This is a genomic window from Roseovarius faecimaris, assembly GCF_009762325.1.
Taxonomy (GTDB): domain Bacteria; phylum Pseudomonadota; class Alphaproteobacteria; order Rhodobacterales; family Rhodobacteraceae; genus Roseovarius; species Roseovarius faecimaris.
The window spans coordinates 492571-518535 of record NZ_CP034348.1 but is presented as its reverse complement, the minus strand read 5'-3'; the positions used below and the strand labels follow the sequence as shown (position 1 = coordinate 518535).

At 62.9% G+C, this 25965-nt stretch carries 30 protein-coding genes; 10 read left to right on the top strand and 20 right to left on the bottom strand.

Annotated features, from left to right (window positions below; genetic code table 11):
- Nucleotides 1-135 precede the first annotated feature (135 nt).
- From EI983_RS02855 to EI983_RS02845, 3 genes are read right to left on the bottom strand one after another with little or no spacing between them, the layout of a single operon-like run.
- Nucleotides 136-873: a lysophospholipid acyltransferase family protein gene (locus tag EI983_RS02855; RefSeq protein WP_157705789.1), complete on the bottom strand. Its 738-nt coding sequence runs from the start codon at nt 871-873 to the stop codon at nt 136-138.
- Nucleotides 870-1775 (bottom strand): cell division protein FtsX, encoded by a 906-nt coding sequence (locus EI983_RS02850; RefSeq protein WP_157708961.1) that lies wholly within the window; start codon nt 1773-1775, stop codon nt 870-872. Before EI983_RS02850 ends, EI983_RS02855 begins: the two co-directional genes overlap by 4 nt.
- Nucleotides 1775-2452, bottom strand: a complete 678-nt coding sequence (locus EI983_RS02845; RefSeq protein WP_157705787.1) for a cell division ATP-binding protein FtsE — start codon at nt 2450-2452, stop codon at nt 1775-1777. The genes EI983_RS02850 and EI983_RS02845 overlap by 1 nt, the downstream gene beginning before the upstream one ends.
- Nucleotides 2453-2611: 159 nt before the next feature.
- Between EI983_RS02845 and EI983_RS02840 the strand changes: the two genes are divergently transcribed.
- A complete protein-coding gene (locus EI983_RS02840) occupies nt 2612-3424 on the top strand; it encodes a zinc-ribbon domain-containing protein (protein WP_157705785.1) in 813 nt (270 codons plus the stop codon).
- A 76-nt stretch (nt 3425-3500) separates the two neighbouring features.
- Here the strand turns inward: EI983_RS02840 and cuyB are convergent, their stop codons facing one another.
- Both cuyB and cuyA read right to left on the bottom strand, forming a co-directional pair.
- A complete protein-coding gene (gene cuyB / locus EI983_RS02835) occupies nt 3501-4190 on the bottom strand; it encodes a cysteate racemase (protein WP_157705783.1) in 690 nt (229 codons plus the stop codon).
- Nucleotides 4187-5191, bottom strand: a complete 1005-nt coding sequence (gene cuyA, locus EI983_RS02830; protein ID WP_157705781.1) for a D-cysteate sulfo-lyase — start codon at nt 5189-5191, stop codon at nt 4187-4189. The genes cuyB and cuyA overlap by 4 nt, the downstream gene beginning before the upstream one ends.
- 116 nt (nt 5192-5307) lie before the next feature.
- Between cuyA and EI983_RS02825 the strand changes: the two genes are divergently transcribed.
- The gene (locus tag EI983_RS02825) at nt 5308-6213 is read left to right on the top strand and encodes a LysR family transcriptional regulator (protein ID WP_157705779.1); all 906 of its coding nucleotides are present in this window, start codon (nt 5308-5310) and stop codon (nt 6211-6213) included.
- Here EI983_RS02825 and hisD read toward each other — a convergent pair.
- From hisD to EI983_RS02810, 3 genes are all read right to left on the bottom strand, one after another.
- Nucleotides 6210-7511, bottom strand: coding sequence for a histidinol dehydrogenase (gene hisD, locus EI983_RS02820; protein WP_157705777.1), 1302 nt, complete (start codon nt 7509-7511; stop codon nt 6210-6212). The two genes, EI983_RS02825 and hisD, sit on opposite strands and share 4 nt — an antisense overlap.
- Nucleotides 7512-7635: 124 nt before the next feature.
- Nucleotides 7636-8067 (bottom strand): low molecular weight protein-tyrosine-phosphatase, encoded by a 432-nt coding sequence (locus EI983_RS02815; RefSeq protein WP_157705775.1) that lies wholly within the window; start codon nt 8065-8067, stop codon nt 7636-7638.
- Nucleotides 8067-8780 carry a site-2 protease family protein gene (locus EI983_RS02810; RefSeq protein WP_157705773.1) on the bottom strand — a complete coding sequence of 238 codons (714 nt, stop codon included), beginning with the start codon at nt 8778-8780 and terminating at the stop codon, nt 8067-8069. Before EI983_RS02810 ends, EI983_RS02815 begins: the two co-directional genes overlap by 1 nt.
- 88 nt (nt 8781-8868) lie before the next feature.
- Here EI983_RS02810 and EI983_RS02805 point away from each other — a divergent pair, with 88 nt between their 5' ends.
- Nucleotides 8869-9561, top strand: a complete 693-nt coding sequence (locus EI983_RS02805) for an NAD-dependent deacylase (protein ID WP_157705771.1) — start codon at nt 8869-8871, stop codon at nt 9559-9561.
- A gap of 56 nt (nt 9562-9617) precedes the next feature.
- Here the strand turns inward: EI983_RS02805 and EI983_RS02800 are convergent, their stop codons facing one another.
- From EI983_RS02800 to EI983_RS02760, 9 genes are all read right to left on the bottom strand, one after another.
- Complete coding sequence (locus EI983_RS02800; protein WP_157705769.1) at nt 9618-10091, bottom strand: copper chaperone PCu(A)C; 474 nt, start codon at nt 10089-10091, stop codon at nt 9618-9620.
- Between the two features lie 49 nt (nt 10092-10140).
- Nucleotides 10141-10491 carry a hypothetical protein gene (locus tag EI983_RS02795; RefSeq protein ID WP_157705767.1) on the bottom strand — a complete coding sequence of 117 codons (351 nt, stop codon included), beginning with the start codon at nt 10489-10491 and terminating at the stop codon, nt 10141-10143.
- Nucleotides 10492-10594: 103 nt separating this feature from the next.
- Nucleotides 10595-10885, bottom strand: coding sequence for a 50S ribosomal protein L28 (rpmB, locus tag EI983_RS02790; protein WP_157705765.1), 291 nt, complete (start codon nt 10883-10885; stop codon nt 10595-10597).
- Nucleotides 10886-11056: 171 nt separating this feature from the next.
- Nucleotides 11057-11542, bottom strand: coding sequence for a bacterioferritin (bfr, locus tag EI983_RS02785; RefSeq protein WP_157705763.1), 486 nt, complete (start codon nt 11540-11542; stop codon nt 11057-11059).
- Nucleotides 11529-11795 (bottom strand): (2Fe-2S)-binding protein, encoded by a 267-nt coding sequence (locus EI983_RS02780; RefSeq protein ID WP_157705762.1) that lies wholly within the window; start codon nt 11793-11795, stop codon nt 11529-11531. The genes bfr and EI983_RS02780 overlap by 14 nt, the downstream gene beginning before the upstream one ends.
- A gap of 10 nt (nt 11796-11805) precedes the next feature.
- Nucleotides 11806-12285, bottom strand: a complete 480-nt coding sequence (locus tag EI983_RS02775) for a hypothetical protein (protein ID WP_157705761.1) — start codon at nt 12283-12285, stop codon at nt 11806-11808.
- Nucleotides 12282-12446: a hemin uptake protein HemP gene (hemP, locus tag EI983_RS02770; protein WP_157705760.1), complete on the bottom strand. Its 165-nt coding sequence runs from the start codon at nt 12444-12446 to the stop codon at nt 12282-12284. The genes EI983_RS02775 and hemP overlap by 4 nt, the downstream gene beginning before the upstream one ends.
- A gap of 1 nt (nt 12447) precedes the next feature.
- Nucleotides 12448-12609: a hypothetical protein gene (locus tag EI983_RS02765; protein ID WP_157705759.1), complete on the bottom strand. Its 162-nt coding sequence runs from the start codon at nt 12607-12609 to the stop codon at nt 12448-12450.
- 146 nt (nt 12610-12755) lie between these two features.
- Nucleotides 12756-14639, bottom strand: coding sequence for an SLC13 family permease (locus tag EI983_RS02760; protein WP_157705758.1), 1884 nt, complete (start codon nt 14637-14639; stop codon nt 12756-12758).
- A 178-nt stretch (nt 14640-14817) separates the two neighbouring features.
- Here EI983_RS02760 and EI983_RS02755 point away from each other — a divergent pair, with 178 nt between their 5' ends.
- Entirely contained in the window at nt 14818-15852 is a 1035-nt protein-coding gene (locus tag EI983_RS02755; protein WP_157705757.1) for an AraC family transcriptional regulator, read from the top strand.
- Between the two features lie 102 nt (nt 15853-15954).
- Nucleotides 15955-16170, top strand: a complete 216-nt coding sequence (locus EI983_RS02750) for a hypothetical protein (RefSeq protein WP_157705756.1) — start codon at nt 15955-15957, stop codon at nt 16168-16170.
- Nucleotides 16171-16187: 17 nt separating this feature from the next.
- On the opposite strand, the gene EI983_RS02745 is transcribed toward EI983_RS02750, so the two are convergent.
- A complete protein-coding gene (locus EI983_RS02745; protein WP_157705755.1) occupies nt 16188-16745 on the bottom strand; it encodes a TlpA family protein disulfide reductase in 558 nt (185 codons plus the stop codon).
- A gap of 24 nt (nt 16746-16769) precedes the next feature.
- Here EI983_RS02745 and argH point away from each other — a divergent pair, with 24 nt between their 5' ends.
- The 5 genes from argH (at nt 16770) to EI983_RS02725 (ending at nt 22858) form a co-directional block, all read left to right on the top strand.
- A complete protein-coding gene (gene argH, locus EI983_RS02740) occupies nt 16770-18161 on the top strand; it encodes an argininosuccinate lyase (RefSeq protein WP_157705754.1) in 1392 nt (463 codons plus the stop codon).
- Nucleotides 18158-18334 (top strand): hypothetical protein, encoded by a 177-nt coding sequence (locus EI983_RS19185; RefSeq protein WP_198389364.1) that lies wholly within the window; start codon nt 18158-18160, stop codon nt 18332-18334. The genes argH and EI983_RS19185 overlap by 4 nt, the downstream gene beginning before the upstream one ends.
- Nucleotides 18335-18640 (top strand): DUF2834 domain-containing protein, encoded by a 306-nt coding sequence (locus EI983_RS02735; RefSeq protein ID WP_157705753.1) that lies wholly within the window; start codon nt 18335-18337, stop codon nt 18638-18640.
- A 320-nt stretch (nt 18641-18960) separates the two neighbouring features.
- Nucleotides 18961-20226 (top strand): diaminopimelate decarboxylase, encoded by a 1266-nt coding sequence (gene lysA, locus EI983_RS02730; RefSeq protein ID WP_157705752.1) that lies wholly within the window; start codon nt 18961-18963, stop codon nt 20224-20226.
- A gap of 37 nt (nt 20227-20263) precedes the next feature.
- Nucleotides 20264-22858, top strand: a complete 2595-nt coding sequence (locus tag EI983_RS02725; protein ID WP_157705751.1) for a TIGR02302 family protein — start codon at nt 20264-20266, stop codon at nt 22856-22858.
- 54 nt (nt 22859-22912) lie between these two features.
- Here EI983_RS02725 and EI983_RS02720 read toward each other — a convergent pair whose 3' ends face one another.
- Together EI983_RS02720 and meaB are read right to left on the bottom strand one after the other, a co-directional pair.
- The gene (locus EI983_RS02720; protein WP_157705750.1) at nt 22913-24757 is read right to left on the bottom strand and encodes an ABC transporter ATP-binding protein; all 1845 of its coding nucleotides are present in this window, start codon (nt 24755-24757) and stop codon (nt 22913-22915) included.
- 174 nt (nt 24758-24931) lie between these two features.
- On the bottom strand, nt 24932-25915 hold the full coding sequence (gene meaB, locus EI983_RS02715) for a methylmalonyl Co-A mutase-associated GTPase MeaB (RefSeq protein ID WP_157705749.1): 984 nt from the start codon (nt 25913-25915) through the stop codon (nt 24932-24934).
- Nucleotides 25916-25965: the final 50 nt, after the last annotated feature.

Sequence of the window (25965 nt, the reverse complement as noted above, 5' to 3'; positions counted from 1 at the left end):
ATGGGCCACACTCACGTTCGAACAGCGCTTTAGTAAGAAGGAAAAAAGGCAATTTAGAGGTATCGCATCATGGCATCTGCAGGGGGCCGTCGTCACCGAATAGGCGGTTGTCTTGCTCTCAGAGGCCCGAGCGCATCAGCGGTCTGGCGTATCAAAGCCCGCCTCGCGCATCAGCCGGTCAGAGGCCGTTTCCACCTCGTCCTCCAGCCGGGCCATGAAATCTTCCTTGTCGAGCCCTGCCTTGATCCGCGGCAGGAACTCCACCACCGCAAGCCCGGGCCGCCGCATGATGCCGCGCTTGGGCCAGAACAGGCCCACATTGGTGGCAACCGGTACGCAATCCTGTCCCAACTCGTCATAAAGCACGCCGGTGCCGATCTTGTAGGGCGCCGAGACGCCGGGCGGGATACGCGTGCCCTGCGGGTAGATGATCAACTGCCCCGGCTGCTGCTTGCCCTTGGCCACATCGGCCACCATCTTCTTGATCGCCTGGCTGCGCTTGCCGCGATCCACCGGTACGCATCCGATCCCAAGCGCATATTGCCCGAGGATCGGGGCCTTGAGCAATTCGCGCTTCATGATGAACTTGCCGGCGGGCACGCTGTGGAAAATCAGGATGATGTCGAGAAATGACTGATGCTTTGCGGCGATCATCACCTCGTCGGCGGGCGGTGTGCCCCGCACTTCGGTCCGCAGGCCCACCATCCAGGACGCGGTCCAGCGGATCCAGACGCACCAGCTCTTGCAGGCGGTCAAGGCGCCCTTTCGACTGACAAGAGCCCAGGGCAGGAAAAGCAGCCCGAGCGGCAGCATCATGAAATAAGCCTGCCCCACAAAAAGCAGTGAGCGGATCCATTGCACCGCGTCTTTCATGGCATGTCCTTAAGCGTTTTGCGTGCGGCGGTTCGTGTGGCCGCAAAGGCCACTGCCGCAGCGAGTGGCGGCACGACAAACGGCCACAGCCAGTGCCAGCCCTGAAAGCCGAGCCCTGTCAGAAATCCACCTTCGGCCTGTGCGGATGGCAGAAGCGCAAGCGCAATCGAGGCCAGAAGCGTGCCGATGGTGGCCCCGAGCAGCGCGCGGATCGTGAAGCGGCGCACGAATGCCTGCGCGATATAGCCGTCACGTGCCCCGACAAGGCGCAGCACCTTGATCACCTGTTCATTCGCGGCAAGCGCCGCATTGGCCGCCAGCGTGATCATCGCTGCCGTCGCCGCCCCAATGAGCAGGATCGACACCCAGCCGAGCGCCCGCAGCCTCTCGGCCGCGCGCACAAGCGGCCTGCGCCAGCGTGTGTGATCGTCAAGCACCGCACCGGGCACTTCCGCCTGAAGGCGCAGACGCAACCCGTCGGCGTCAAAGCCGCTCTGATCTTCGATGACCTCGATCAGCTGTGGGATCGGCAGCGCATCGAGCGGCAGATCAGGGCCAAACCAGGGCTCCAGCAGCGCCTGCTGCTCGGCTGTCTCCAGGGCGCGGGCCGACGCGACACCGCTGGTCGTCTCAAGGACCCTGAGAACAGCGGCGGTCTGAGCGGCCATCTGATCGGCCGGGGCCGAGATCCGAATGGTCGAGCTGCGCGCCAGCTCATCACCCCAGCGGTCCGCCAATCGCCCCGTCGCCATCGACAGCGCCAGCGCAAAGACCGCAAGAAACGCCATGGCCGCTGCACTGAACAACGTCAGCGTGGCGGTGAAGCCAGTGGGCGGGACAACCCGATCCGCCTGCGCATCGCCCATAAGCAAATCGGTAAGGGTGCTGAAATCGGGCCGCATCACAGATCTGCCCCCGCCAACTGCACACGCCGGTTCGAGATCCGCAGCACGCGCGCCTGCACATGCGACTTGGCGGCGCGAATAAGGGCGAGGTCATGGGTGGCGATCATGATCGTCTTGCCCATCCGGTTAAGCTCGACCAGAAGCCGAAGCAGGCGTTGGGACATCTCCCAGTCGACATTGCCTGTTGGCTCATCGGCCAGAATGACATCAGGCGACATGATGACCGCCCGCGCCAGTGCGGCGCGCTGCCTCTCGCCTCCCGAAAGCTCTGGTGGCAGGGCATCGGCGCGCGCCGTCAGACCCACCCAGCCCATCAGTTCCTTAAGGTTGGCCTGCTCGGCAAGCAGATCGCGCCCCGACACCATCAGCGGCAGGGCCAGATTGTCAGCGAGCGGCAGATGGTCGAGAAACTGGCAATCCTGATGCACCACGCCGATCCGGCGGCGGACCAGCGCGATATCGTCGCGCTCCATGCTGCGCAGATCCTCGTCGAACAGCCTGATATGTCCCGCCGTGGGCATCAGCGCACCATAGCAAAGCTTGAGCAATGTGGTCTTGCCCGAGCCCGACGGACCGGTGAGAAAATGAAAAGAGCCAGGCGCCAGCTTGAGCGATATCTCACTCAGCAGCTCACCTCCGCCATAGCTATAGGCCACATTCTCAAGATCGATCACGCGCCGTCCCCCGGTCTCCAAAACCCTAATGCCTCAGAGGACACATATGTGCAATCATGATCCGCGCCTGATTTCTTTGCTCTTTTCCCCTAACATGATCCGGCCTATGCTACGCATAAAGAAAGAAGCAAAAAACGGCAGTAGGGGACGGGTGGCAAGATGAGGCTTACATGCCCGAATTGCGAAGCTCAGTATGAGGTTCCGGACGAGGTGATCCCGGAAACGGGGCGCGATGTGCAATGCTCCAATTGCGGGGATACCTGGTTTCAGCATCACCCTGATCACATGCCCGAAGACGCCGAACCGTCCGAAACGACGGAAAGCTGGGATGTATCCCCCCCGCCCGAGCCTGAGCCTGAGCCTGAGCCTGAGGCGGAACCAGAACCAGAGACAGCGCCAGAAGAAGAAAGCGCACCACCCCCTCCGTCCCGCCGTGAACTCGACGCAGAAGTGCGCGATGTCCTGCGCGAAGAGGCCGACCGGGAGCGCGCGGCGCGCGAGCAGGAGTCCGGTGGGCTTGAAACCCAGCCCGATCTGGGGCTCGACAGCCATGAAGACGAGATCGAAAAGCGCAACCGCGAAGCGCAGGCCCGGATGGCCCGGCTCCGCGGAGAGCCGGAGGATGAAACGCCCGAGCGTCCCGATCTGGACCCGGGCACACGGCGCAACCTCTTGCCTGACATCGACGAAATCAACTCGTCGCTCAGCTCTGACCGCGAAGAAAGCAGCGTTCAGCCGGTTGACCACACTGAGGTTGAGCCGACCGTGCCCACCAGCAAAAGCGGTTTCCGGCGCGGGTTCAACACGGTCTTGCTTCTGGCGGTGATCGGGCTGCTTCTGTACATGTTTGCACCGCAGCTGGCCAGATCCGTACCGGCGCTCGAAGGCGCATTGAGCAGCTATGTGGCGCTTGTCGATCACGGGCGCGCCTGGCTTGATGGCTTGGTGAGCGGCCTGATGGGCGGGGGTTAAACGGCAGTCGAACGACGGCGGCTAACCCTCTTTTCGGGGCCTGGCCCGCGCTCTCAGGTGCGTGGCAGCTCCCGGATCACACCTCGGGCGGGGACTTGGCGAAGGACACAATCGCGCCAACCAGACAGTCAAGGCTATCGCTGTGTGCCGCCCCGTCCGGAAGATAGCCGGTCAGCAAAGAAAGCTCCGTACAGGCCACCAGAAGGTGATCGGCCCCCGCGGAAAGAAGCGCTTCGGCCTCCCGGCGGAGGGCCGGGCCGGTTTCGGCCTCTCCCGCTCCGGCCTTGACCGCGCGGATCACCTGCAACAGCCCCTCTTCCTCGCGCCAGACGGGGTCAAGCCCTTGCGCCGCGAACGCCTCGTCAAACACGCCCACGAGCCGTGTGGCAGGCGACGCGAGCATGCCCACACGTCGGGCGCCACATGCGCTCAGCGCCGTCGCGGTCAGGGTAATCATGTTGAGAAACGGCAGGTCGGTCGCCGCCTCCACCGCCGGTGCGTAGTGATGCGCGGTGTTGCAGGGCATGGCGAGCGCCTTGGCCCCCGCCGCCTGCAAGTCCCGCGCCATGCGGGCCAACGTCGGCCCCGGGTCCTCGCCCGTACCTTCGATCAACGCCGCGATACGGCTTGGCACCTGGGGGTTCTGATGCACGATGACAGGCACATGGTCCGCATCGTCATGCGCGGGCACGGCGGCCAGCAGCTTTTGCATCAGAAGAACGGTAGCCTCCGGCCCCATCCCCCCCAGAATGCCGACCGGTCTCATCCGGCGACGTTGAAGCAGTGGCTATAGCCGGTCAGGCCAATCGCCCCGCCGGTATGCAGGAAGACGACCTTCTCGCCCTTCTTGAAATGCCCCTTGCGGCAGAGGTCAATCAGACCGGCAGCGCCCTTTGCGGAGTAGACCGGGTCGAGCAGGATGGCTTCGGTCTTGGCAAAGAGGTCGATCGCCTCGAGCGTGTCATCGGCGGGGATGCCATAGCCGGGGCCGACATAGTCGGTGTTGGCCACCACGTCCTCGCGCGCCACCACACCGGGGCAGCCCAGCTTTTCGGCGGTCTTGACGGCGAGGTTATAGACGTTCTCTTCCTGCTTGGGCTTGGGCGCGCGCACGCCGATACCCAGAAGCGGGATGTTCGCGTTCATCGCCTTGAGGCCGGTGATCAACCCGGCCTGCGTGCCGGCCGAGCCGGTGGCGTGCACGATATGGTCCACGTTCAGGCCCATGTCGACAAACTGGTGCAGCAATTCAAACGCGCAGTTCACATAGCCCAGCGCGCCCGTGGCGTTCGATCCGCCGCCGGGGATGGTGTAAACATTCACCCCTTCGGCGCGTTTCTTGTCGGCCACCGCTTCCATTTCGGCATTCATATCCAGATCGGGCCCGCGATGTTCCATCGTCGCACCATGCAGATGATCGAGCAGCACGTTCCCGTTGTACTTGTAGTTGTCATAGTTATAGCCCGTCCGGTCCTCGAGCAGGATGTGGCAGGCCATGCCCAGCTTGACCGCGGCGGCGGCTGTCTGGCGGGCGTGGTTAGATTGCGTGGCGCCCTGGGTCATCACCATGTCGGCACCCTGTGCGACCGCTTCGGCCATGAGGAACTCAAGTTTGCGGGTTTTGTTGCCGCCGGTGCTCAGACCGGTGCAATCGTCGCGCTTGATCCAGATTTCCGGACCACCCAGCGCCTCGGAAAGGCGCGGCATGGGCTCTAGCGGGGTGGCCAGGTGGGCCAGGCGAACACGGGGGAATTTGGCGAGGTTCATGGGACGGCTCCGATTAGGGGTAAAATGACTGAAGGTGAAAGAAACACAAAATTCACTCGCCATCAAATTCGAAATGAAGATAGTATATTGAATATCTCGCAAGTTATGAGGTTCAGGTGAAACTCGAATGGATTGAGGATATCCTCGCGGTTCTCGATACCGGATCGTTCCACGCGGCAGCGGAGCGGCGATTTCTGACACCATCCGCGTTCACGCGGCGCATCCGGACGATGGAAGAAACACTGGGGTGCGCGCTTTTTGACCGGGCACGCAAACCGGTGACGCTGCTGCCGCATGTCCAAAAGCTTGAGGTGGACCTGCGCGATGCGGCGCGACGTTTTCGGGAATTGCGGCTGAAACTGGCGGACAACGCCGCGCGGAATGAAACGCAGCTGACCCTTGGGTGTCAGCACGCGCTGACCACCACGGTCTCACCCCGGCTTCTGCGGCATCTGGGCCAGACGCGGCGGGCCGAGATGCGGATCCGCTCCGGCACCCGCAGCGAATGCCACCAGATGTTGCTTCGGCAGGAGGTGGATTTCGGGTTGATCTATGAGACGCCCGAAGATGCGCTGCAGTTCGATGAGCGGCTGTTTGACAAGATCACCTTCGGCAATGACCTGTTGATTCCGGTGGCCAATCTGCGCGCCGCGCCCGGCCTTCGGGCGGCACTGGACGCGGGCGAGCTGCCGCTGATCAGCTATCCGGCCAATATCCACCTGGGCGAAGTGATGCGCGTGCATATCCTGCCGGGCCTGATGCGCGGATTGCGAACACGCATCGTGGCCGAGACGGGGCTGACCCCGGCGGTGCTGCAATTCCTTCGGCAGGGGCTGGGGATCGGCTGGCTGCCCAAATCCATGGCCCAGGAAGCATTGGCCCTTGGCGAATTGGAGGACCTGACCGGGGAGCTGCCGTCGACACCGCTGACAATCCGCATCATCCGTGCGCGGACCGACGGAACAGAGACGACCCGCGCCGCCTGGGCGGACGTCATGGCACTGGTCGGCGCCTCCGGTTAGGTGTTCGCCGCCAGTTTGGGGGTCGGGCTGAGGCGGGTCAGCCGGATATCGGCACTGCGGGCATGCCCTTCCATGCGTTCTTCGCGGCTGATCGCGGCACTGACCCGCGCCAGTTCAGGCAAAGCGCGGTCGTCAACCTGTTGCCAGGTCACCGTTTTGAGAAACTTGTGCACGCTCAGCCCCCCGGTATAGCGTGCCGCGCCGGACGTGGGCAGCACATGGTTCGGGCCTGCAGCCTTGTCGCCAAAGGCCACGGTCGTCTGCTCACCGAGAAAGAGCGAGCCATAGGCAAAAAGACGGTCGCGCCACCAGGGCAGATCATCGGCCTGCACGTGCAGATGCTCCGGCGCTTTGGCATCGGCATATTGCGCCATTTCCTCGCGCGTGTCGCAGACGACCACTTCGGCCAGATCGGCCCAGGCTGTTGCGGCGGCGCTGCGGTTGGGTTCGGGCAGATCGGCGATGAGATCGGGCACGATCCGCAGCACGGCCTCGGCCAGCGGACGGTGCGTGGTGGCCAGCCAGACGGGGCTTGTCGCCCCATGCTCGGCCTGGCCGACGAGGTCCACCGCCACAACCTCCGGGTCTGCCGTGTGATCGGCCAGGACGAGGCTGTCAGTCGGACCTGCGAACATGTCGATGCCGATCGGCCCAAAAAGCTGCCGCTTGGCCTCGGCCACATAGGCATTGCCCGGACCCACAAGGATATCCGCCGCAGGCGCGCCAAAAAGGCCATAGGCCATGGCTGCCACACCCTGCACCCCCCCCAGGGTGAGGATGCGCGATGCACCTGCAAGGTCCATGGCGAAAAGCATCTCATCGGGGATACCCGCCGCGCCATTGGGGGGCGATACGGCTGTGATGTCCTTGACCCCGGCCACCCGCGCGGTGCCGATGGACATCAGCGCGCTGGCGATATGCGTATAGCGCCCTCCGGGGACATAGCAGCCCGCAGCACCCAGCGGGATCTGTTTCTGCCCCGCAATCAATCCAGGGCGCAGTTCCACCTGCATGTCCTGCGCGGTGGCCCGCTGCGCCTCGGCAAAGCGGGAGATGTTGTCATGCGCCCAGGTGATGTCGTCCTTCAAAGCCTGCGGCACGCGGGCCACCGCGGCGTCGATCTGAGCGCGCGATACAGCCACCTCTCCCTGCCAGCCATCGAGCTGATGCGCATATTCAAGAGCGACCTGCGCGCCGCCCTGCCTGATGCGGGCCAGCATGATCTGCACAGTATCGGCGATATCTGCCAGCGCCTGAGGCGGCTGACCTGCGGAGGATTTTAGGGGGGTGATGGGCATGGCGTGGCTCTCCTTCTCTACCACATGTGCCCGATTTCGATACTCCGGCAAGCTTTGCAGAGGGCTCAGCGCCCTGTTTTTCCTGCGCACGAACCACCGCTTCGGATTTTCCGAAGAACGCCGTTCAAAGGCTGGCTCGGAGGCCCCTTGCGGCCGCTTCGATCAGGTCCAGCGCCCCGTCGAAATCGCGGGTGTAATAGGGATCGGGCACGTGATCCATGCCTGAGCCAGGGGCATAGTCGGTGAACAGGCGCACGGGGGTGGTGCTGTGTTCCGGGCGTTGGCGCTCGATATCCGCCAGGTTGGAGGCATCCATCGCGATGATCAGGTCGAACCGGTCGAAATCCGCACGCCCGAACTGCCGCGCCCGCAGGTCGCTCAGGTCATAACCCCGCTTGCGGGCCGCATCTTGCATCGGGCCATAGGGCGGCTCGCCGACATGCCAGCCCCCTGTACCGGCGCTGTCTGTCTCAACCTCGCGAGCCAGTTCGCGAAACACCCCTTCTGCCGCCGGTGAGCGGCAGATATTCCCAAGGCAGACGAACAGGACACGCATTATGCCAACCGGCCGCGCGCCATCGCGAAATGCAGCGGGATCGAGGGTATGAAGAACAGGATCCACCATCCCATGCCATAAAAGAAGATCAGCCCCGGGATCCACAGCACAGACAGGATCAGCCCGATCCGGCCAGTGATCTTCATCGCGGCTTCGGCGTGGGTCAGCCGCAACAGGATGAGGTGCAAAAGTTTGCCCCCATCGAGCGGCTGAACCGGGATCAGGTTGAACACCGCCAGAAATCCGTTGATCATTGCGAACAGCTCCAGGTGCTGTGCCAGAGTGATCCGGGGGTCGATGGGCGCGTTCCGGCCGATCTGTACGAAACTGCCATCGGCGATGATCCCCTCCCAGAGCCAGTAGGCCCCGAGCGAACAGAGCGCCCAGAGCGCGAGGTTCACGATGGGGCCCATCACGACGATGAATTCCTGCTCGTATGCGGTGGCCGAGCGCTTGTTTTCGCAAAACCCACCGCCACCATAGAGCACGATCCGGCGCACAGGCACGCCCTGCACTTCGCTGGCCCAGGCATGGCCCAGCTCATGCAGAAAGATCGCGGCAAGCAACATCATGACGATGATCAGCGCGGAAAAGAGGTTTGCCCCCGCCACAAACAGATAGAACGCCACCAGAAGCGCCAGTGAACTGCCGATCTGAACGGGAATACCTAAAGGGCCGCGAAATTCGAAAACAGGCGTCGAATCTTGGAACATGATTTGTAAACTATATTGATCGTGCGTCTTATGGTCAGAGTTGTAACCATACGGACCGCCTAAAGCAAAAGGATAGCGAAACTGCGGCATGAATAAGATTGTGATTCTCACAGGGGCTGGCATTTCTGCCGAAAGCGGGCTGGGCACTTTCCGTGACGAAGGCGGCCTGTGGGCGCAGCATGCGGTCGAGGATGTCGCAACACCCGAAGGGTTTGCCCGCAATCCCGCACTTGTACATGATTTTTACAATGCCCGTCGCGCACAGGCGACCGGGGCCAGACCGAACGCCGCGCATCAGGCACTGGCACGCCTTGAGGCCGAGCATAGGGGCGAGGTGACACTCATCACGCAGAATGTGGATGATCTGCATGAGCGGGCAGGCAGCCGCAACGTGCTGCACATGCATGGAGAGTTGGCGGGCGCGCTGTGCCACAGCTGCGGTCATCGCTGGCCTGCTCCCGTGGTGATGCACGCGCAGGACCCCTGCCCCGCTTGCCGCGCCCCGGCAACGCGGCCCGATGTGGTCTGGTTCGGTGAAATACCCTATCACATGGACGTCATCGACCCGGCCCTGACCGAGGCGGATATGTTCGTTTCCATCGGCACCTCGGGGCAGGTCTATCCGGCGGCGGCCTATGCCCAGCACTGCGGACGGCTGGGGGCGGTGACGGTCGAGCTGAACCTGGAGCCGTCAAGCAACAGCCGGGACTTTGCGGAGACGCATTATGGCCCGGCGACGCAGGTCGTACCCGCCTGGGTGGATCGCGTTCTGAACACATAAAAGGGCGCGCCCGTGCGGCGCGCCCGTCCATTGCATGTGGTTATGGGAACAGCGCCTCAGTTCGACTGGCCGTGACCGTGCGCTCCTGCATCCTTGCGCTCCAGATCGACCGGCACCTCGATTTCCATCTCGCCTGATTTTTCAAAGACAAGCGTCAGGGGAACCGTGTTGCCCTGTTCAAAGGGTGTGTTCAGCCCCATGAACATCACATGATGGCCCCCGCGCTGTAGCATGATCATGCCCCCGGCAGGCACTGCAAAGCCGTCCTCGACATGACGCATGGACATCACGCCGTTGGCATCTTCTTCATGGGTGTGCAGTTCGACCCGCTTGGCCACGGGCGAGGCCACCGATACCAGCCGGTCGTCTTCGGTGCCGTTGTTGTGGATCATCATGAACGCCGCGCCCGAGCTTGCCGTCGGTGAAGAGGCGCGCGCATAGGGGTCATGGATTTCGATCTCTCCGGCCCAGGCCTGAGTGGCGATCAGCAGGGCCCCCAGCCCCGCGAAAAGAGATGTTTTGAAAGACATCGCGTCTCTCCTTTTAAGTCGTCAGATTGGAAAGGGTCGTTGAAAGGGGTCAGGCCATGCGCGGGGGGCCACGGGCCTGAGCCTGCCGGAAGTCCTGCCCTTGCGACGACTCTTTTGCGGGGGTGACGTAGGCCAGCGGGGCCAGGGTCACGGGCCGCGAAGGGACGGGGCTGTCAAACGCGGCCTGTATCAGGCTCAGCGCCGCGTCGGGGCAGATATGAGGCGTGCCAACCGGCGCGCCGTCCGCATCTACCGAAACCATGACCGGACCGGTCCCCGTGCAGATCACCATCTGCCCGGACGGCCCCGGCAGGCCACGCGCCACGGCCATGCTCTGTCCGGTCAGGACGAGCAGGGCAGCCAGAAGACCGGCCAGAAAGGGGCGTGTCCGCGATGTCATGCGCGCAGTTTAGACCCCCGCGATGTGCGTGAAACGCGACAAAAGGAAACAGCCCCGCCAAAGCTGGCAGGGCTGTTCAAACCATCAGAAACCGATCTGGCGATCAGGCGTTTGCAGCCTGGGCCTTGGCAATCTCTTTTTTCACTTTCAGCGCGTTTGCCGACAGCTCGTCATCCTTGGCTTTGGCCAGGAAGGCGTCGAGCCCGCCACGGTGATCGACCGAGCGCAGCGCATGCGCCGAGATGCGCAGCTTGATGCCACGGCCCAGCGTTTCGGACTGCAGGGTCACATCATTCAGGTTCGGCAGATACCGACGCTTGGTCTTGTTGTTGGCGTGGCTGGAGTTATTGCCAACCATCGGGCCTTTTCCGGTCAGTTCGCAGCGGCGCGACATGGGGTCATCCTCGTCTTCGGTGAGGGCGCGAAGGGCCCTTTTCAATACAAACGGGCACCGCCACAGGCAGCGCCCCGAATTCCGTTTGCGGTCTTTAGGCGCTCTGGCGCGGGGCGTCAAGGGATTCGGCGCGTTATCTGTGCCGAACCGGCACGCTTGCGCATCCGGGCGCTACTCTGCTTCATCCATCGGTGTGGCGTTAAGCTGTGCATATTTCTCCTCGCCAAGCTTGGCAACGAGATCAAGCTGGGTTTCGAGGAAGTCGATATGACCTTCTTCGTCGGTCATCAGCTCTTCAAACAGGTTCTTCGAGACGAAATCGCCCACGCTCTCGCAGTATTGGCGCGCCTCGGCGTAAAGCGTGCGAGCCTCATGTTCGGCGGCAAGGTCGCATTCGAGCGTCTCTTTCGGCGTCTCGCCGATTCGCAGCGCATCGAGCTTTTGCAGGTTCGGGTGACCTCCGAGAAACAGGATGCGGGCGATCAGCTTGTCCGCATGGTGCATCTCCTCGATACTTTCCTCGCGCGATTTCTTGGCCATGTGACCAAGACCCCAATCGTCCTGCAGCCGGTAGTGCAGCCAGTATTGGCTCACGGCGGTCAATTCGCTGCGCAAAGCCGCATTCAGGTATTCAATGACTTTCTTATCGCCGTCCATTTCCGCTTTCCTTTCTTTGATCGCGGCCAGAGCCAAGTTTAAGCCCGCGCAGATGCACGGGCACTTCCGTGTTGGTGTTTGACCGCATGGTTGCGAGGAACAGCGGCATGCAGCCGCCGCAATCCGCCGCCTTGCCCAGCGCATGGTAGATTTTGCCGGGCGTGATGATCGCCTGCGCGTCCGAGGCGCGCATCCAGTCGATCGTGGCGTGGATGTCCTTGTCGGATATGCTCTGGCACTGGCAGACGATCATCGCGCGATCCTCAGTGAAGCAATGCCGGTGCCGGTTGCCGTAGATCGGCGGCACGCGCTGCGCCAAGCTGCATACGCTTGAGCGCCATGCCCACATCTGTGGCCAGCGCTGTCACGATCGGGGCCATGTCCGGACGCACCAGCAGGGTCGCGATCAACATGGCGTCCTCGCGGTCGCCCTCCGCAGCGCTGGCAATGAAATTGGCAAAGCACGATTCGTCGGCTCCCAGGCAAGCGCATTCGATCCTGTGGCTGATCAGGGCCCGGCGGCCATGGCGGGTGATCAGGCCGCAAAGCTCGTCGAAGCTTTGCAGCGCGCTTTGCCCCTCTGCCCTGCCAAGCCCGCTGGCAAAGTCCTTCCAGACCTGCGCCTGAGAGCGCGGACCATCGCGCCAGAGCCTGAAATACCGAACGATGGTCGCCTCCAGGCCATCAAGCTCGGCCAAAAGCCCAACGGGCGTGCCGCCGCGGCTGTGGTCGAAGCGCATCATTTGGTCAGGATCAGCTTGCCCGCGCGGGTGATCCGCAGGGTGTAGATTTGTCCATCCAGCACGATCTGCGCCAGATCACCGCCATCAGTCAGGTCGCGCGCATCATAGGCGGGCAGTGTTTTGGCCTGAGGCTGCCTGATCGGGGTTGCGTGAAAGCTCATGTCACTGCCCCCCGCGTTGGTCTGCCTGATCCAGAAGCCATTCCACCGCGATGCCTTCGGGCGGTGCCCCGGTGCCGAGCGCCTCAAGGGCGTCCGCGCGGGTCTGGCATAGCCGGGAAGAAACTGGCGGAAAAGAGCGCGCCATCTCGGAATGTTGCTGCATTTTGGAAGTCCTCACCGTGTTGACGTGTCGGGCTTCCCCAGCGCTCAGAGCGGGGTGGCTTGACGGTGACTCATTTCTGAGTGATTTTATCGGAAAAGTCAATCCGACAATTTTGGTCGGATATATTGTCGCAGATGACGCTGGGCTCAGAACACGAGGTTGAGCATCACCATCGAGACGACAAGGAAGATGACCGTCATGATTCCGCCGGAGCGGATGAAATCCGTCACCTTGTAACCAGCAGGGCCCATGATCAGCGCATTCACCTGGTGGGTCGGGATAATGAAGGAATTGGAGGTGGAGATCGCCACCGTCAACGCAAAGATTGCCGGGTTGCCCCCGGCTGCCACCGCGATAGACACCGCCAGCGGCACCAGAAGCACCGTCGCGCCCACATTGGACATCACCAGTGAAAAGCCCGTCGCCAGGATCGCGACACCCACCTGCAAGGCCCAGATGGGCCACCCGTCAAGCGCCAGCAGGATCATCTGCGCGATCCACTCGGCCGTGCCCGTGTTCTGCACCGCCTGTCCCAGTGGGATAAGGCTCGCCAGCAGGAAAACCGTGTTCCAGCCCACCGCGCGATAGGCTTCGTCGATGCTCAGAACCTTGCTCAGCAGCATGCCAACTGCCCCGGTCAGCAGGCACAGCGACAGGCGCACATCCGTGAACAGGATCATCGACAGCGACACAAGAAAGAAGAAGAGCGCATAGCCCACCTTGTTGGGGCGCAATTCTTCTTGCGGGAAATCCGATGTCACCACCACGAAATCACGGTTCTGCTTGAGCCGGGTCAGCATATCCCACCGCGTATGCGCAACCAGCATGTCGCCCGCCTGAAACGGCACAAGGCCGATGGCCGTGGGGGTGTGATCCTCGGTCTCAACATGGCTCAGCGTTTCCTCGCCCCGGTGGATCGCCAGCAGGCTGAGGCCGGTTGTCTTGCGCAGGAGCAAATCGCGCGGGGACTGGCCGATCACCCGGCTGTCCGGCGGGATCACCACCTCGGCAATCCCGGCATTGGTGGGGGCGAATTCCTCGGCAAAGACATCGAGTTCGGGGCGCAGATGCAGCCCGTTTTCATCGCAGAAACGGCGCACCTCGTCTTGTTTGCCGATGATGGCCAGGCGGCAAGGGGCGGCGATCTCGGCGGTCAGGATCTGCACCATCGACACCTTGCCCCGATAAAAGGTCGAGATAATGTAGAGATGATTGTCGAGGTTGATATCCGCCAGTTGCTTGCCCACCAGCGCATTGTCGGCAGGGACATCCACCTCATAGACATCCGCGGTCAGCCCATAGACCCGGTGCAGGTAATCCGATGTGCCCTGCCCCGCCGAGGCATCGACCTTCTTGCCGCTGCCAGGCAGGACGAACCGGCCAAGAAGCATGAAATAGGCGATCCCCGACAGCACCAGCACAGCCCCGACAGGGGTGACCGAGAAGAGGCCAAAAGGCTCCATCTGCTGATCGGCGGGCAAGGTGCGGTTGGCACTGGCGATCAGATCGTTGAGCAGGATAAGCGGCGAGGAGCCGACCATCGTCATCGTACCCCCCAGGATGGCGCAAAAGCCCATCGGCATGAGCAGGCGCGACAGCGGGATCCCGGTCCGCGCCGAGATGCGGCTGACCACAGGTAAAAACAGCGCCGCCGCCCCCACGTTTTGCAGAAAGGACGAGATGAACCCGACCGTGCCCGACACGATCGGCACCACACGCGGCTCGGTCGATCCGCCATATTTGAGGATCTTGGCGGCAACCTTGTTCATGATCCCCGTCTTGTCGAGCCCCGCCCCCACGATCATCACCGCGATAATGGAAATCACCGCATTGGAGGCGAACCCGTCAAACAGGTGGTTTACATCCGCCATATTCTCCAGCCCCGGCACGTAGCTCAGGATGCCGATGATCACGAGCACCAGGATGGCGGCGAGATCGACGCGGATCATTTCAGAGACAAAGAGAAAGATGGTAAAGGCCAGAGCGGCCATCACGACGGCCATTTCAGTTGTGAAGGCCACGGTTTCCATCCTGTCCCCTCGACTTACTGTTTCGTTTCACTCTGCGGCCAAAACGGCATGCGGTCAAATTTGCAGCGGTTTCTGGCTGAAAAACCCGTCGATTCCTTGAAATTTCAGCATCTCACAGAAATCGACCAGACATGTTTCGTCTTGAAGCGTGTATACTCTCGCGCGAGAGGAGCGTGACATGCTGGCAGATATTGACCTGATGATCCGCGGGGGTGTGATCGGAATTTCTGTTCTGACCTTCGCCATTCTGGTGTCGAATGCGCGAACGCGGCGCAAATCGCTGCCTTTGGGTGCGTTGTCCCTGGCTCTGACGGGGATGCTGACCAGGGAACAGGGGATCAGCGCGGCCTGGGCGCCCGAGGCGATCGATCCGGCGCTCTTTCTTTCGCATTTCATGTGGCCCGCCCTCACGTGGTTCGTGCTGGAAATCTTTCTTGACGGGCAAGAACGGCGCGACGTGGGCGGCCCGCTTTATCTTCTGGCGGGGGTGATCACCGCCCTGTGCTTTGTGCCCAATGGAGTCGGCACAGCGCATCTGGTGCTGTCCATTGTGCTTTTCCTGGCCCTGCTTCTGGTGGTCTTGCGCTCGGCCAAGGGCGACCTGATGGAGAACCGGCGCAGTTTTCGCGTGGTGTTCATCGGCTTCGTGTGCGCCTTCGGCGTGCTCAAGACCGTCTTCTACACCGTCTATTCCTTCGACGATCAGCCCTTTTGGGCACCGACAGTCATGGCGCTTGCGCTTTTGATCTTTGAAATCGTCTTTGCTTATTGGGCGCTGCGCCCCGGTGGCAGCCTGTGGACAGAAGAGAGCGCCCCGCGCCCACGCCACACCCCCGAGCCGGTGGACCTGGTGGACACATATCTTTTAGAACAGATCGATACCGCCATGCAGGGCGAGCTCTGGCGCCGCGAAGGGCTGACCATTGGCGAGATGGCGGAGGAACTCGGTGTTCCCGAACACCGGCTGCGCCACGCGATCAACCGCGATCTGGGCTATCGCAATTTCCCGGCCTTCGTGAATGGATACCGTATTGCCGCGGCGAAGGCGGCCCTGAGCGCGCCAGAGAACGCGCAGAAGACGATACTGGAGATCGCCTATGATGTGGGCTTTGCGTCACTGGGGCCTTTCAACAAAGCGTTCCGCGCAATGACCGGCACCTCACCGCGCGATTTCCGGCGCATGGTATCGGATGACCGGTCGATTCCTGCTTAAATCGCGTTGATTCCGAACTATAAGGGCTGATTTCGAAATCGGCGCGCGCGGGCGAACTCTGATCTCCATCTTTGGCACATCACAGCCAAAATGGAGTTTCCCATGCACCCCACACTTTTCCGCACCATCGCGATCATCGCCCTCAGCGGCACACTCGCCAGCCCGATCTGGGCTGTCTCGTCATTCCCGGACGTGCCGACCTTCTGGCCAGATGCCGACGCCCTTGAACCTGTCGGGCCTGCGGAGGCGCCGACAAAAAACCTGATAGACCTGCCGACCCTGCCGGATGTGACATCGCCCGAGAACAGCTCACGCTGATCGATCTGAACCCTGCCCTAGCCCTCGCCGCCAATCAGGGCGGCGAGAATGGCCTTGGCGCTGTCCGAGCTCCAGTCGGCATCGCCCGTGAGCCGCGCGATCTCTTGACCGTCGGGGTCCAGGATCACCGTGACCGGAAGGCCGAACACCCCCATCTGGCGGGCGACCTGCTGTTTGGGGTCGCGATGCAGTGGCAGGTTGTCGACGCCGATCTCGTCAAAAAACTTTTTCATTGCCTGGGGGGCGTTTCGGCCCGTGGCCAACGTCACCACCTCGAACGCGTCGCCGCCCAGTTCGGCCTGCAATTCGGACAGCATCGGCATTTCCTTGCGGCAAGGCGCGCACCATGTGGCCCAGAAGTTCAGCAGGATATGCTTGCCCTGATAGTCGGCCAGCGTCATCTCGCTGCCATCCGCGCCGGTGAAGGCGGCGGTGCCGGAGGCTTTGGGCGCGTCGTGAAGCACCAGCTTTTTCATGTCCCCCTCGCGCAGGGCGGCCACGTCCGACATATCGGCGAGGGCGGCGTTTGCACAAAGCCCGAGGGCCATATAAAGGACGAGCGACAGCTTTTTCATTTTCCCTCCTTCAAGGGCCGGACCATGAGCAACAAAACCTCGAACCAGATGTGGGGCGGCCGCTTTGCCGCCGGGCCTGACGCGATCATGGAGGCAATTAACGCCTCGATCGGGTTTGACAAGCGGCTGGCGGCGCAGGACATCGTCGGCTCCAGAGCCCATGCCGCCATGTTGGCGGCCACGGGCATTGTCAGTGATAGTGACGCCGAGGCGATGAGGGAAGGCCTCCTCACGGTCTTGTCAGAGATCGAACGCGGTGAATTTGCGTTTTCCACGGCGCTGGAAGATATCCACATGAACGTCGAGGCGCGCCTGAAAGAGTTGATCGGAGAACCTGCGGGGCGTCTGCATACGGGCCGGTCGCGGAATGACCAGGTGGCCACCGACTTCAAGCTTTGGGTGCGTGATCAACTGGATGCGACCGAGGGCGCGTTGCGTTCTTTGATGCGGGCCCTTCTGGCGCAGGCCGAGGCCGGCGCCGATTGGGTCATGCCTGGCTTCACTCATCTGCAGACCGCGCAGCCGGTTACCTGGGGGCATCACATGATGGCCTATGTCGAGATGTTCGGGCGCGACCTCAGCCGAGTGCGCGACGCCCGAGCGCGGATGAACGAATGCCCCCTGGGGGCTGCGGCACTGGCGGGCACGTCCTTTCCCATCGACCGGGAGATGACCGCGCGAGAGCTGGGCTTTGACCGGCCCTCCGCCAACAGCCTCGATGCGGTCAGCGACCGCGATTTCGCGCTGGAGTTTCTCAGCGCAGCCAGCATCTGTGCCATGCATCTCAGCCGTTTTGCCGAAGAGCTGGTGATCTGGTCCTCGGCCCAGTTCCGCTTTGTCACCCTGTCCGACCGGTTTTCCACCGGATCCTCGATCATGCCGCAGAAGAAGAACCCGGACGCCGCCGAACTGATCCGCGCCAAGATCGGGCGTATCTTCGGGGCCAATGTGGCGCTGATGACGGTGATGAAGGGGCTGCCTCTGACCTATTCCAAGGACATGCAGGAAGACAAGGAACAGGTGTTCGACGCCGCCGACAACCTGATGCTGGCGCTGGCGGCGATGGACGGGATGGTGCGCGACATGTCCGCGAACCGCGAGGCTTTGGCCGCGGCGGCGGGCTCGGGCTTTTCCACGGCGACGGACCTCGCCGACTGGCTGGTGCGGGTGCTTGGCCTACCCTTCCGCGAGGCGCATCACGTAACAGGCACGCTTGTCGCCCTGGCCGAGAAACAGGGCTGTGATTTGCCCGATCTGACCCTTGAGCAGATGCAAGAGGTGCATAACGGCATTGATCGCACTATCTTTGATGTGCTGGGGGTCGAGAATTCCGTCGCCTCACGCACCAGCTATGGCGGCACGGCCCCCGTACAGGTGCGGGCGCAGATCGCCCGGTGGAAGGAGATGTTGGGATGAAACACCTGCCTGCTCTTGCGGTCCTGGCCCTTCTGGCCGCTTGCGGCGCTGATGGGGAACCGGAGCGGCCCACTGTGAACACCACAATCGGCATCAACAGCAGCGGCGATGTCAGCACAGCGACTTCGGTGACGGCAAGCTCGGGCAATGTGTCGCTGACACTGGGGCTCTGAATGCGCTGGCTGTTTCTGGCACTGGCGGTCTGGGGCGCCATCCATCCGATGTATTACTTCCTGCAATGGTTCGGGACAAACGGGTTTGACCTGATGGGCATGGTGGATGCCTGGCATGTAAACCCGGCCAGCAGCGGGCTGGTTTGGGATCTGACCATTGCCGCCGTGGCCCTGACCGTCTGGGTGATCTGGGAGACAGTGCGGGAACGCGACTGGCTGCGGCTTCTGGCCATTCCTGCAACGTTTTGCATTGGCGTCAGCTGTGGCCTCCCGCTCTATCTTTTCCTGCGTCTGCGAACCGGCTGACACTCGGCCATTTCCTGCCCAGAATACGGAGCTGGGATGGGATGGGGGCGGTTCGGTGCTGAATGTCATGATTGGCCGCAAGAGCCGCGCGTTCCGGCACCTCTTCTGACTGCTTTGGATTTCCTCCCACCCAAAGCGATGACGGAGACCTGCCAACAAGCGGGATGGATGCCAGCACAGGCATGCTGAGGGATGGTTTCGCTCCCGATGCCGAAATCTTTGGAACGCCGATCAGAACGGTTGTGCAAGGGCGCTCTCCCTCATGATGACAGACGCCATTTGGGATTGATCCTCCGGGGTGTTCGCCGTAAGGGCGTTTCATGGATCATTTTCTTTACAAAGACGGCCAGCTTCACGCCGAAGACGTCCCCATCGCCGAGATCGCGGCGGAGGTGGGCACGCCGTTTTATTGTTATTCCACCGCGACGCTGACTCGCCATTACCGGCTCTTTGACGAGGCCCTTCAGGGCATGGATCACCTCGTTTGCTACGCGATGAAAGCCGCGTCCAATCAGGCGATTCTCAAGACGCTGGCCGCCCTGGGTGCGGGCATGGACGTGGTTTCGGGCGGGGAATATGCACGCGCCCGCGCCGCTGGTGTGCCGGGCGACCGGATCGTCTTTTCGGGCGTGGGCAAGACCCGCGAGGAAATGCAGGCGGCCCTCGCCGGTGGCATCCGCCAGTTCAACGTGGAGAGCGAGCCAGAGATGGCGGCACTCAGCGCCGTGGCCTCCGAGATGGGCACCAAGGCCCCGATCACCATCCGCGTGAACCCCGACGTGGACGCCAAGACCCATGCCAAGATTGCCACGGGCAAATCGGAAAACAAGTTTGGCATTCCGATCTCCCGCGCCAAAGAGGTCTATGCTCTGGCCGCCTCGCTTCCGGGGCTGGATGTGGTCGGCATCGACGTGCATATCGGCAGCCAGATCACCGAGCTTGAGCCATACGCCCAGGCCTATCGAAAGGTGGCCGAGGTGACGGAAATGCTACGCGCCGAAGGGCATGACATTCGCCGTCTCGATCTGGGCGGGGGGCTGGGGATTCCCTATACCCGGTCCAACGAGGCCCCACCCCTGCCGACCGAATATGGTGCGCTCATTCGCGAGGAGCTGGGCCATCTGGGCTGTGAGATCGAGATCGAGCCAGGCCGCCTGGTGGCCGGAAACGCGGGCATCATGGTCAGCCGTGTGATCTATGTGAAGTCGGGTGAGGGGCGTGATTTTCTGATCCTGGACGGTGCGATGAATGATCTGATCCGCCCGGCCATGTATGATGCGCATCATGATATCATCCCGGTGATGGAACCCGCGGCCGGTGTCGAACAACAGCCCTTCGATATCGTCGGACCGGTCTGCGAATCGGGCGACACTTTTGCCAAGCAGCGCCTGATGCCGCCGCTGGCCGAGGGCGATCTGGTCGCCTTTCGCAGCGCCGGGGCCTATGGCGCCGTGATGTCGAGCGAGTACAATACCCGCCCGCTCATCCCCGAGGTTCTGGTGAATGAGCATCAATTTGCCGTCATTCGCGCGCGTCCGACCTTTGACGAGATCATAAATCGCGATACCATCCCTGCGTGGCTCTAGGCAGTTCCGCCAACCGGGCCTCAGACAGGAACGGTGCATGGCAATCGAGCCCACATCCCTTGGCCCACTTCTGACGCGTCTGCGCGTTCCGCTGACCCTGACCTGGGCCGGGATGATCGCCGAGCGGCTGGTGCATGCCTTCTGGCCGCTCTGGACGTTGTGCGCAGCGGTCGCCGGGGTGCTGATGCTGGGCCTGCACGAGATGGTGCCGGTCGATATCGTCTGGGCGCTGTTGGTGGCGGTCGTTGTTTTGTTTGCCGTCTTCGCCGGGCAAGGATTGCTGAAGTTCCGGTGGCCCAGACGCGCCGAAGCGCTGGCACGGCTCGATGCGGCGCTGCCGGGGCATCCGCTTACCGCGCTATCGGACCGGCAGGTGATCGGCGCGGGGGACCACGCATCGCGTGCGCTCTGGCGGGCGCATCTGGCACGGATGGAACGCAAAGCCGCCGAGGCGCGCGCGGTCGAGCCCGATCTGAAGCTGTCGCGCAAGGACGTATTCGGCCTGCGCTATGTGGCTCTGCTGGGATTGCTGGTCGCGTTGATGTTCGGATCGGTCTGGCGCGTGGGGTCGGTGACCGAGATGGGGCCGGGCGGCAGCGGCGCGGCGCTTGCCGATACAGCTACCTGGGAAGGCTGGATCGAACCGCCCGCCTATACCGGTCGTCCAAGCCTTTATCTCAATGATCTTGACGGGACCATCGAAGCGCCTGTCGGCAGTCGCGTCACCCTGCGCTTTTATGGTCAGGTCGGCGCGCTCAGCCTGTCCGAAACCGTCTCGGGCCGGACCGAAGATGTGGGTGCGGCCACGGACCCGGATCAGAGCTTTGACATCACCCGGGATGGCGAAATGCGCATTGACGGGCCGAATGGCGAGAGCTGGCAGGTCACAGCCCTGCCTGACGCTGCCCCCACTGCGGAAATCCTCAGCGATGGGATGAAGACCACCTTTGACGGTCAGATGAGTCAGCCCTTCCGCGCCGAGGATGACTATGGCGTCACCGGCGGCACTGCGCGGTTCACCCTTGATCTGGGTGCCGTGGACCGTCGCTATGGGCTTTCGGCGGATCCCGACCCGCGCGACCCGATCGAGCTGACCCTGCCGATGCCGGTGGCGGGCGACCGGTCTGAATTCGTTGAAACGCTCATCGAGAACCTGTCGCAGCACGCCTGGGCGCACCTGCCGGTGATGCTGACGCTGGAGGTGTCCGACGATGCCGGACAGTTGGGGCAAAGCGCGCCAGAGTCGATGAAACTGCCCGCCCGTAGGTTTTTCGACCCGGTGGCGGCCTCGATCATCGAGCAGCGCCGCGATCTGCTCTGGACCAAATCCAACGGCAGGCGGGTGGTGCAGATGCTGCGCGCCATCAGCCATGCGCCCGAGCCGGGGCTGTTCCGGTCTGACACGGCCTATCTCAAGCTGCGGGTGATCATGCGGCGGCTGGATACGCTGGTGAGCCATGGCAGCCTGGCAGATGAAACACAGGCCGAGATCGCCGAGGCGCTGTGGGATCTTGCCGTGCTGCTGGAAGACGGTGATATCGGCGATGCGCTGGAGCGCATGCGCGAGGCGCAGGAGCGGCTGAGCGAAGCCATCAAGCGAGGAGCCACCGACGAGGAGATCGCCCAGCTGATGCAGGAACTGCGCGATGCCACGCAGGATTACCTGCGGCAGAAATCCCAGCAGGCCCAGCGCGAGACCGATGAGCCAGACAATCGCGAGCTGACTGAGAACATGATGCGCATGGACAGTCAGGATCTGCAGGACATGATGGACCGCATTCAGGAGCTCATGGAACAGGGTCGCATGGCCGAGGCCCAGCAGGCGCTGGAAGAGTTCCAGGAGATGATGGAAAACCTGCGCGTGACCGAAGGTCAGCAGGGCCAGGGCGGCGAAAGCCCCGGCCAGCAGGCGATGGAGGGGCTGGCGGAAACGCTGCGCGATCAGCAGGGGCTGTCGGACCAGGCCTTCCGCGACCTGCAGGAACAGTTCAATCCCAATGCGCAGGCAGGAGAAAGCCAGGGCAATCAGGGCCGCAGCGGCGGACAGGGTCAGGGCCAGCAGCATGAAGGGCTCGACGGGCAAGGGGAAGGCGAAGGTCAGCAGCGCGGCGGGCGCGGCGACCCGCTGGCCGGAGATAGCGAAGGTAGCCTCGCGGATCGTCAGGAAGCTTTACGGCGCCGTCTGGATGCCCAACGCGATTCCCTGCCTGGCGGCGGCTCGGAAGCCGGAGAGGCGGCGCGTGACGCGCTCGACCGGGCCGGCCGGGCGATGGACGGCGCCGAGGAGGCGCTGCGCGGCAATGATATGGCCGAGGCGATCGACCGGCAATCCGAGGCGATGGAAGCCCTGCGCGAGGGGATGCGAAACCTGGGCGAGGCACTCGCGGAAAACAACGAGACGCAAGGCGGACAAGGGCAGGCCCTGGGCCAGTTCGGTGATCAGCAATCCGACCCGCTGGGCCGTATCCCGGGCCGGGGCGGGCAGGTCGGCACACAGGACGAGCTGTTGCAGGGCGAGGATGTGTATCGCCGCGCGCGCGAGTTGCTTGACGAAATCCGCCGCCGTTCGGGCGAAGGCGAGCGCCCTGAAGTGGAACGCAATTACCTGCGCCGACTGCTCGATCGGTTCTGACGCAGGTGCGTGGAACCACGCACCCTACGGATCAGGTTTGTAGGGTGCGTGATCTCACGCACCGTCCGCCACGTCATCCCCCAGAAACCCGCCCGATTGCCGCGCCCAGAGACTGGCATAGACGCCCTCATGCGCCAGCAACGCCTCGTGCGGGCCGTCCTCCACGATCCGTCCCTGATCCATCACCACGATCCGGTCCATCTGCGCAATCGTGCTCAGCCGGTGGGCAATGGCGATCACCGTCTTGCCTTCCATCAGACCGAACAGCGTGTCTTGGATCGCCGCCTCTACCTCGCTGTCGAGCGCCGAGGTGGCCTCGTCCAGCACCAGGATCGGCGCGTCCTTAAGGATCACCCGCGCAATCGAGACCCGCTGCCGTTGCCCGCCCGAGAGCTTCACGCCGCGCTCGCCCACATGGGCGGCATAGCCCCGGCGCCCCGCGCTGTCCTCCAGATCCAGGATGAACTCATGCGCCTCGGCCCGGCGCGCCGCCTCGACCATCGCCGCCTCATCCGCCTCCGCCCGGCCATAGAGGATATTGGCCCGGATCGACCGGTGTAGGAGAGAGCTGTCCTGACTGACCATTCCAATCGCCTGACGCAGCGAGGTTTGCGTGACACGGGCGACATCCTGACCGTCGATCAGAATTTGCCCCGCTTCGGCATCGCGGAACCTCAGAAGCAGGTTGACGAGGCTCGATTTGCCCGCCCCCGAGCGCCCGACGAGACCGACCTTCTGACCGGGCTCGATGGTCAATGACACATTGTCCAACCCGCCGCGCCCTCGCCCGTAATGGTGCGTTATACCGCGAAACTCGATCCGCGCGTCTGTCACCTCCAGCCGCCTGGCATCTTCGGCATCGACCACGTCATGCGGTGTCGCCACAGACCGCAGGGCCTCGCGGATCACACCGGCATGTTCGAAAAGCCGGATCGTGACCCACATGATCCAGCCCGACATGCCGTTCAGACGGATGGTCAGCGCCGAGGCCGCGGCCACCTCGCCCACGCTCACCACACCCTGCGACCAGAGCCAGATCGCCGGAACCATCATGCTCAGGATCAGCACGCCGTTGATGATGTTGAGCCCGAAGTTCAGCTCGGTCATCAGCCGCAGAAAACGCTGGTAGCGCAGCCGCAGGCGTTTCATCGCGGACAGCACATAGCCCTCCTCGGTGCCCTCATCGGCAAAAAGCTTGATCGTCTCGATATTCGAATAAGCGTCGACCACGCGCGCCGTCACCATCGAACGCGCATCGGACCACTTCTCGCTCGCCACGCCGACGCGCCGTGCAATATAGCGCGTGTAAATGGCATAAAGAACCACCCAGCCCAGCAGAGGCAGCGCCAGGATCGGATGCACCCCGGCCAGAATGACCGCCGCGCCCAGCACGTAGGTGATCGAGTACCAGATCCCCTCGAAGGCCATGTAGGTGCTGTCTTCCACCGCTTCGCCCAGTTGCATCACCCGGTTGGTCAGCCGTCCCGCGAACTCGTTCTGGAAAAAGCCCGAGGATTGCCCCAACAGGTGTTTATGCGCCCGCCAGCGCACCTGCTCCTGCATGTTGGAAGCGAGCGTCTGCTCCAGCAGCAGGTGGTTAAGGCCGATCAGCGCCGGGCGCAGAAACAGGATCAGCAGTGCCGCGATCAGAAGCTCCAGCCCGTGACGGGCGATCAGGGTGTCAGGCGAGTTTGCCGCCAGAAGGTCAATCACCCGGCCCGAATAGAAGATCAGCCCCGTTTCCATCAGCGCCACGATGATCCCGCTCAGCGCCATGAACCCCATGTATTTGCGGAACGGGCCATACTGCGTCTTGAGATAGGCCCAGAGCGTGCGAGGGGGCGTCTCCTCAGGGAAACGCGCAAACGGATTGATCAGGTTTTCAAAGAATTTATACATGACGGTCGCCTTTCGGGCGGAAAACTGGGAGACATATTAAGGGCGTGAGCTGTGTGTAAGACAGCCGCCCATACGGGGCCTGCTGCCTTAGATGGCTGGGTGCCAGATCCCGTAAAACATATGTGTTCCCTCCGTCACTGAGTACGTTTCTGATAGCGCGACCGGATCAACCTGTCACCCGTCTTCGAGACCCAGCCCACTCAGGAGTTGCCGCGCCGCCACAGCCGGGGTTGCCTCGCCGCTGGCCACCGCCTCCCCGAGCCGCGCCATTTCGGCCTTGGCTTCCGGTGTTTCCAGCTTCGCCAGCAAAGCCTGGCGCAGCTCCTGCTCGAACCAATAGCGCGCCTGGTCTGCGCGTCGCCCATCGAAAAACCCGGCCTCACGCCGCCAGCCGACAAGCGCCTGCATCTCGTCCCAGGCCCGCTGCAAGCCGTCTTCTTCCAGCGCCGAGACCGTCATCGCCTTGGGGAAACCTTCGGGATCCTGCGGCCGCTTGCGCAACAGCCTCAACGCGCCGGCATAATCCGCGCAGGTCCGCGTTGCCGCCGCCTTGAGGTCTCCATCCGCCTTGTTGACCAGGATGATATCGGCCATCTCCATGATGCCGCGCTTGACCCCCTGCAATTCATCGCCGCCCGCGGGCGCGAGCAGCAGAATGAAGAGGTCCGACATCTCGGCCACCACGGTTTCGGACTGGCCCACACCCACCGTTTCGATCAGCACCACGTCAAATCCCGCAGCTTCGCACAGGGCCACCGCCTCGCGCGAGCGCCGGGCAACGCCGCCCAGATGCGACTGGCTCGGAGAGGGCCGAATGAAGGCGTTCGGATCTCGGCTCAACCGGTCCATCCGGGTCTTGTCGCCCAGGATCGACCCGCCCGAACGGGCCGAACTCGGGTCTACCGCCAGCACAGCCACGCGCAGACCCTGCCCCGTCAGCATCGAGCCAAAGCTTTCGATAAAGGTGGATTTGCCGACCCCGGGCGTCCCGCTCAACCCGATGCGAATGGCGTGTCGGCCGACCCCCTTCAGGCGCTCAAGCAGCTCCGCCGCCTGCGCCCGGTGGTCGGCGCGGCTGCTTTCGATGAGCGTGATCGCCCGTGCCAGGGCCCGGCGCTCACCCGCCAGAATTCGCTCGCTCAGCTGCTCGATATCCATCGCCACCCGTCCTTTGATCTGCGCCTGCCTACATGCCTTGGCCACACCGC

Bases quoted from the DNA above. Each gene is read 5' to 3' on its own strand.
- EI983_RS02780 (WP_157705762.1), bottom strand. From the start codon at position 11,795: ATGATCGTCTGCCAGTGCCAGAGCATATCCGACAAGGACATCCACGCC.
- hemP (WP_157705760.1), bottom strand. From the start codon at position 12,446: ATGAGCTTTCACGCAACCCCGATCAGGCAGCCTCAGGCCAAAACACTG.
- EI983_RS02855 (WP_157705789.1), bottom strand. From the start codon at position 873: ATGAAAGACGCGGTGCAATGGATCCGCTCACTGCTTTTTGTGGGGCAG.
- lysA (WP_157705752.1), top strand. From the start codon at position 18,961: ATGGATCATTTTCTTTACAAAGACGGCCAGCTTCACGCCGAAGACGTC.
- EI983_RS02810 (WP_157705773.1), bottom strand. From the start codon at position 8,780: ATGTTCCAAGATTCGACGCCTGTTTTCGAATTTCGCGGCCCTTTAGGT.
- EI983_RS02850 (WP_157708961.1), bottom strand. From the start codon at position 1,775: ATGCGGCCCGATTTCAGCACCCTTACCGATTTGCTTATGGGCGATGCG.
- EI983_RS02755 (WP_157705757.1), top strand. From the start codon at position 14,818: ATGCTGGCAGATATTGACCTGATGATCCGCGGGGGTGTGATCGGAATT.
- EI983_RS02775 (WP_157705761.1), bottom strand. From the start codon at position 12,285: ATGATGCGCTTCGACCACAGCCGCGGCGGCACGCCCGTTGGGCTTTTG.
- EI983_RS02815 (WP_157705775.1), bottom strand. From the start codon at position 8,067: ATGCGTGTCCTGTTCGTCTGCCTTGGGAATATCTGCCGCTCACCGGCG.
- EI983_RS19185 (WP_198389364.1), top strand. From the start codon at position 18,158: ATGAAACACCTGCCTGCTCTTGCGGTCCTGGCCCTTCTGGCCGCTTGC.
- meaB (WP_157705749.1), bottom strand. From the start codon at position 25,915: ATGGATATCGAGCAGCTGAGCGAGCGAATTCTGGCGGGTGAGCGCCGG.
- EI983_RS02800 (WP_157705769.1), bottom strand. From the start codon at position 10,091: ATGTCTTTCAAAACATCTCTTTTCGCGGGGCTGGGGGCCCTGCTGATC.
- hisD (WP_157705777.1), bottom strand. From the start codon at position 7,511: ATGCCCATCACCCCCCTAAAATCCTCCGCAGGTCAGCCGCCTCAGGCG.
- EI983_RS02795 (WP_157705767.1), bottom strand. From the start codon at position 10,491: ATGACATCGCGGACACGCCCCTTTCTGGCCGGTCTTCTGGCTGCCCTG.
- EI983_RS02840 (WP_157705785.1), top strand. From the start codon at position 2,612: ATGAGGCTTACATGCCCGAATTGCGAAGCTCAGTATGAGGTTCCGGAC.
- bfr (WP_157705763.1), bottom strand. From the start codon at position 11,542: ATGGACGGCGATAAGAAAGTCATTGAATACCTGAATGCGGCTTTGCGC.
- EI983_RS02720 (WP_157705750.1), bottom strand. From the start codon at position 24,757: ATGTATAAATTCTTTGAAAACCTGATCAATCCGTTTGCGCGTTTCCCT.
- EI983_RS02805 (WP_157705771.1), top strand. From the start codon at position 8,869: ATGAATAAGATTGTGATTCTCACAGGGGCTGGCATTTCTGCCGAAAGC.
- EI983_RS02760 (WP_157705758.1), bottom strand. From the start codon at position 14,639: ATGGAAACCGTGGCCTTCACAACTGAAATGGCCGTCGTGATGGCCGCT.
- EI983_RS02750 (WP_157705756.1), top strand. From the start codon at position 15,955: ATGCACCCCACACTTTTCCGCACCATCGCGATCATCGCCCTCAGCGGC.
- EI983_RS02735 (WP_157705753.1), top strand. From the start codon at position 18,335: ATGCGCTGGCTGTTTCTGGCACTGGCGGTCTGGGGCGCCATCCATCCG.
- EI983_RS02745 (WP_157705755.1), bottom strand. From the start codon at position 16,745: ATGAAAAAGCTGTCGCTCGTCCTTTATATGGCCCTCGGGCTTTGTGCA.
- EI983_RS02725 (WP_157705751.1), top strand. From the start codon at position 20,264: ATGGCAATCGAGCCCACATCCCTTGGCCCACTTCTGACGCGTCTGCGC.
- cuyB (WP_157705783.1), bottom strand. From the start codon at position 4,190: ATGAGACCGGTCGGCATTCTGGGGGGGATGGGGCCGGAGGCTACCGTT.
- argH (WP_157705754.1), top strand. From the start codon at position 16,770: ATGAGCAACAAAACCTCGAACCAGATGTGGGGCGGCCGCTTTGCCGCC.
- EI983_RS02765 (WP_157705759.1), bottom strand. From the start codon at position 12,609: ATGCAGCAACATTCCGAGATGGCGCGCTCTTTTCCGCCAGTTTCTTCC.
- cuyA (WP_157705781.1), bottom strand. From the start codon at position 5,191: ATGAACCTCGCCAAATTCCCCCGTGTTCGCCTGGCCCACCTGGCCACC.
- rpmB (WP_157705765.1), bottom strand. From the start codon at position 10,885: ATGTCGCGCCGCTGCGAACTGACCGGAAAAGGCCCGATGGTTGGCAAT.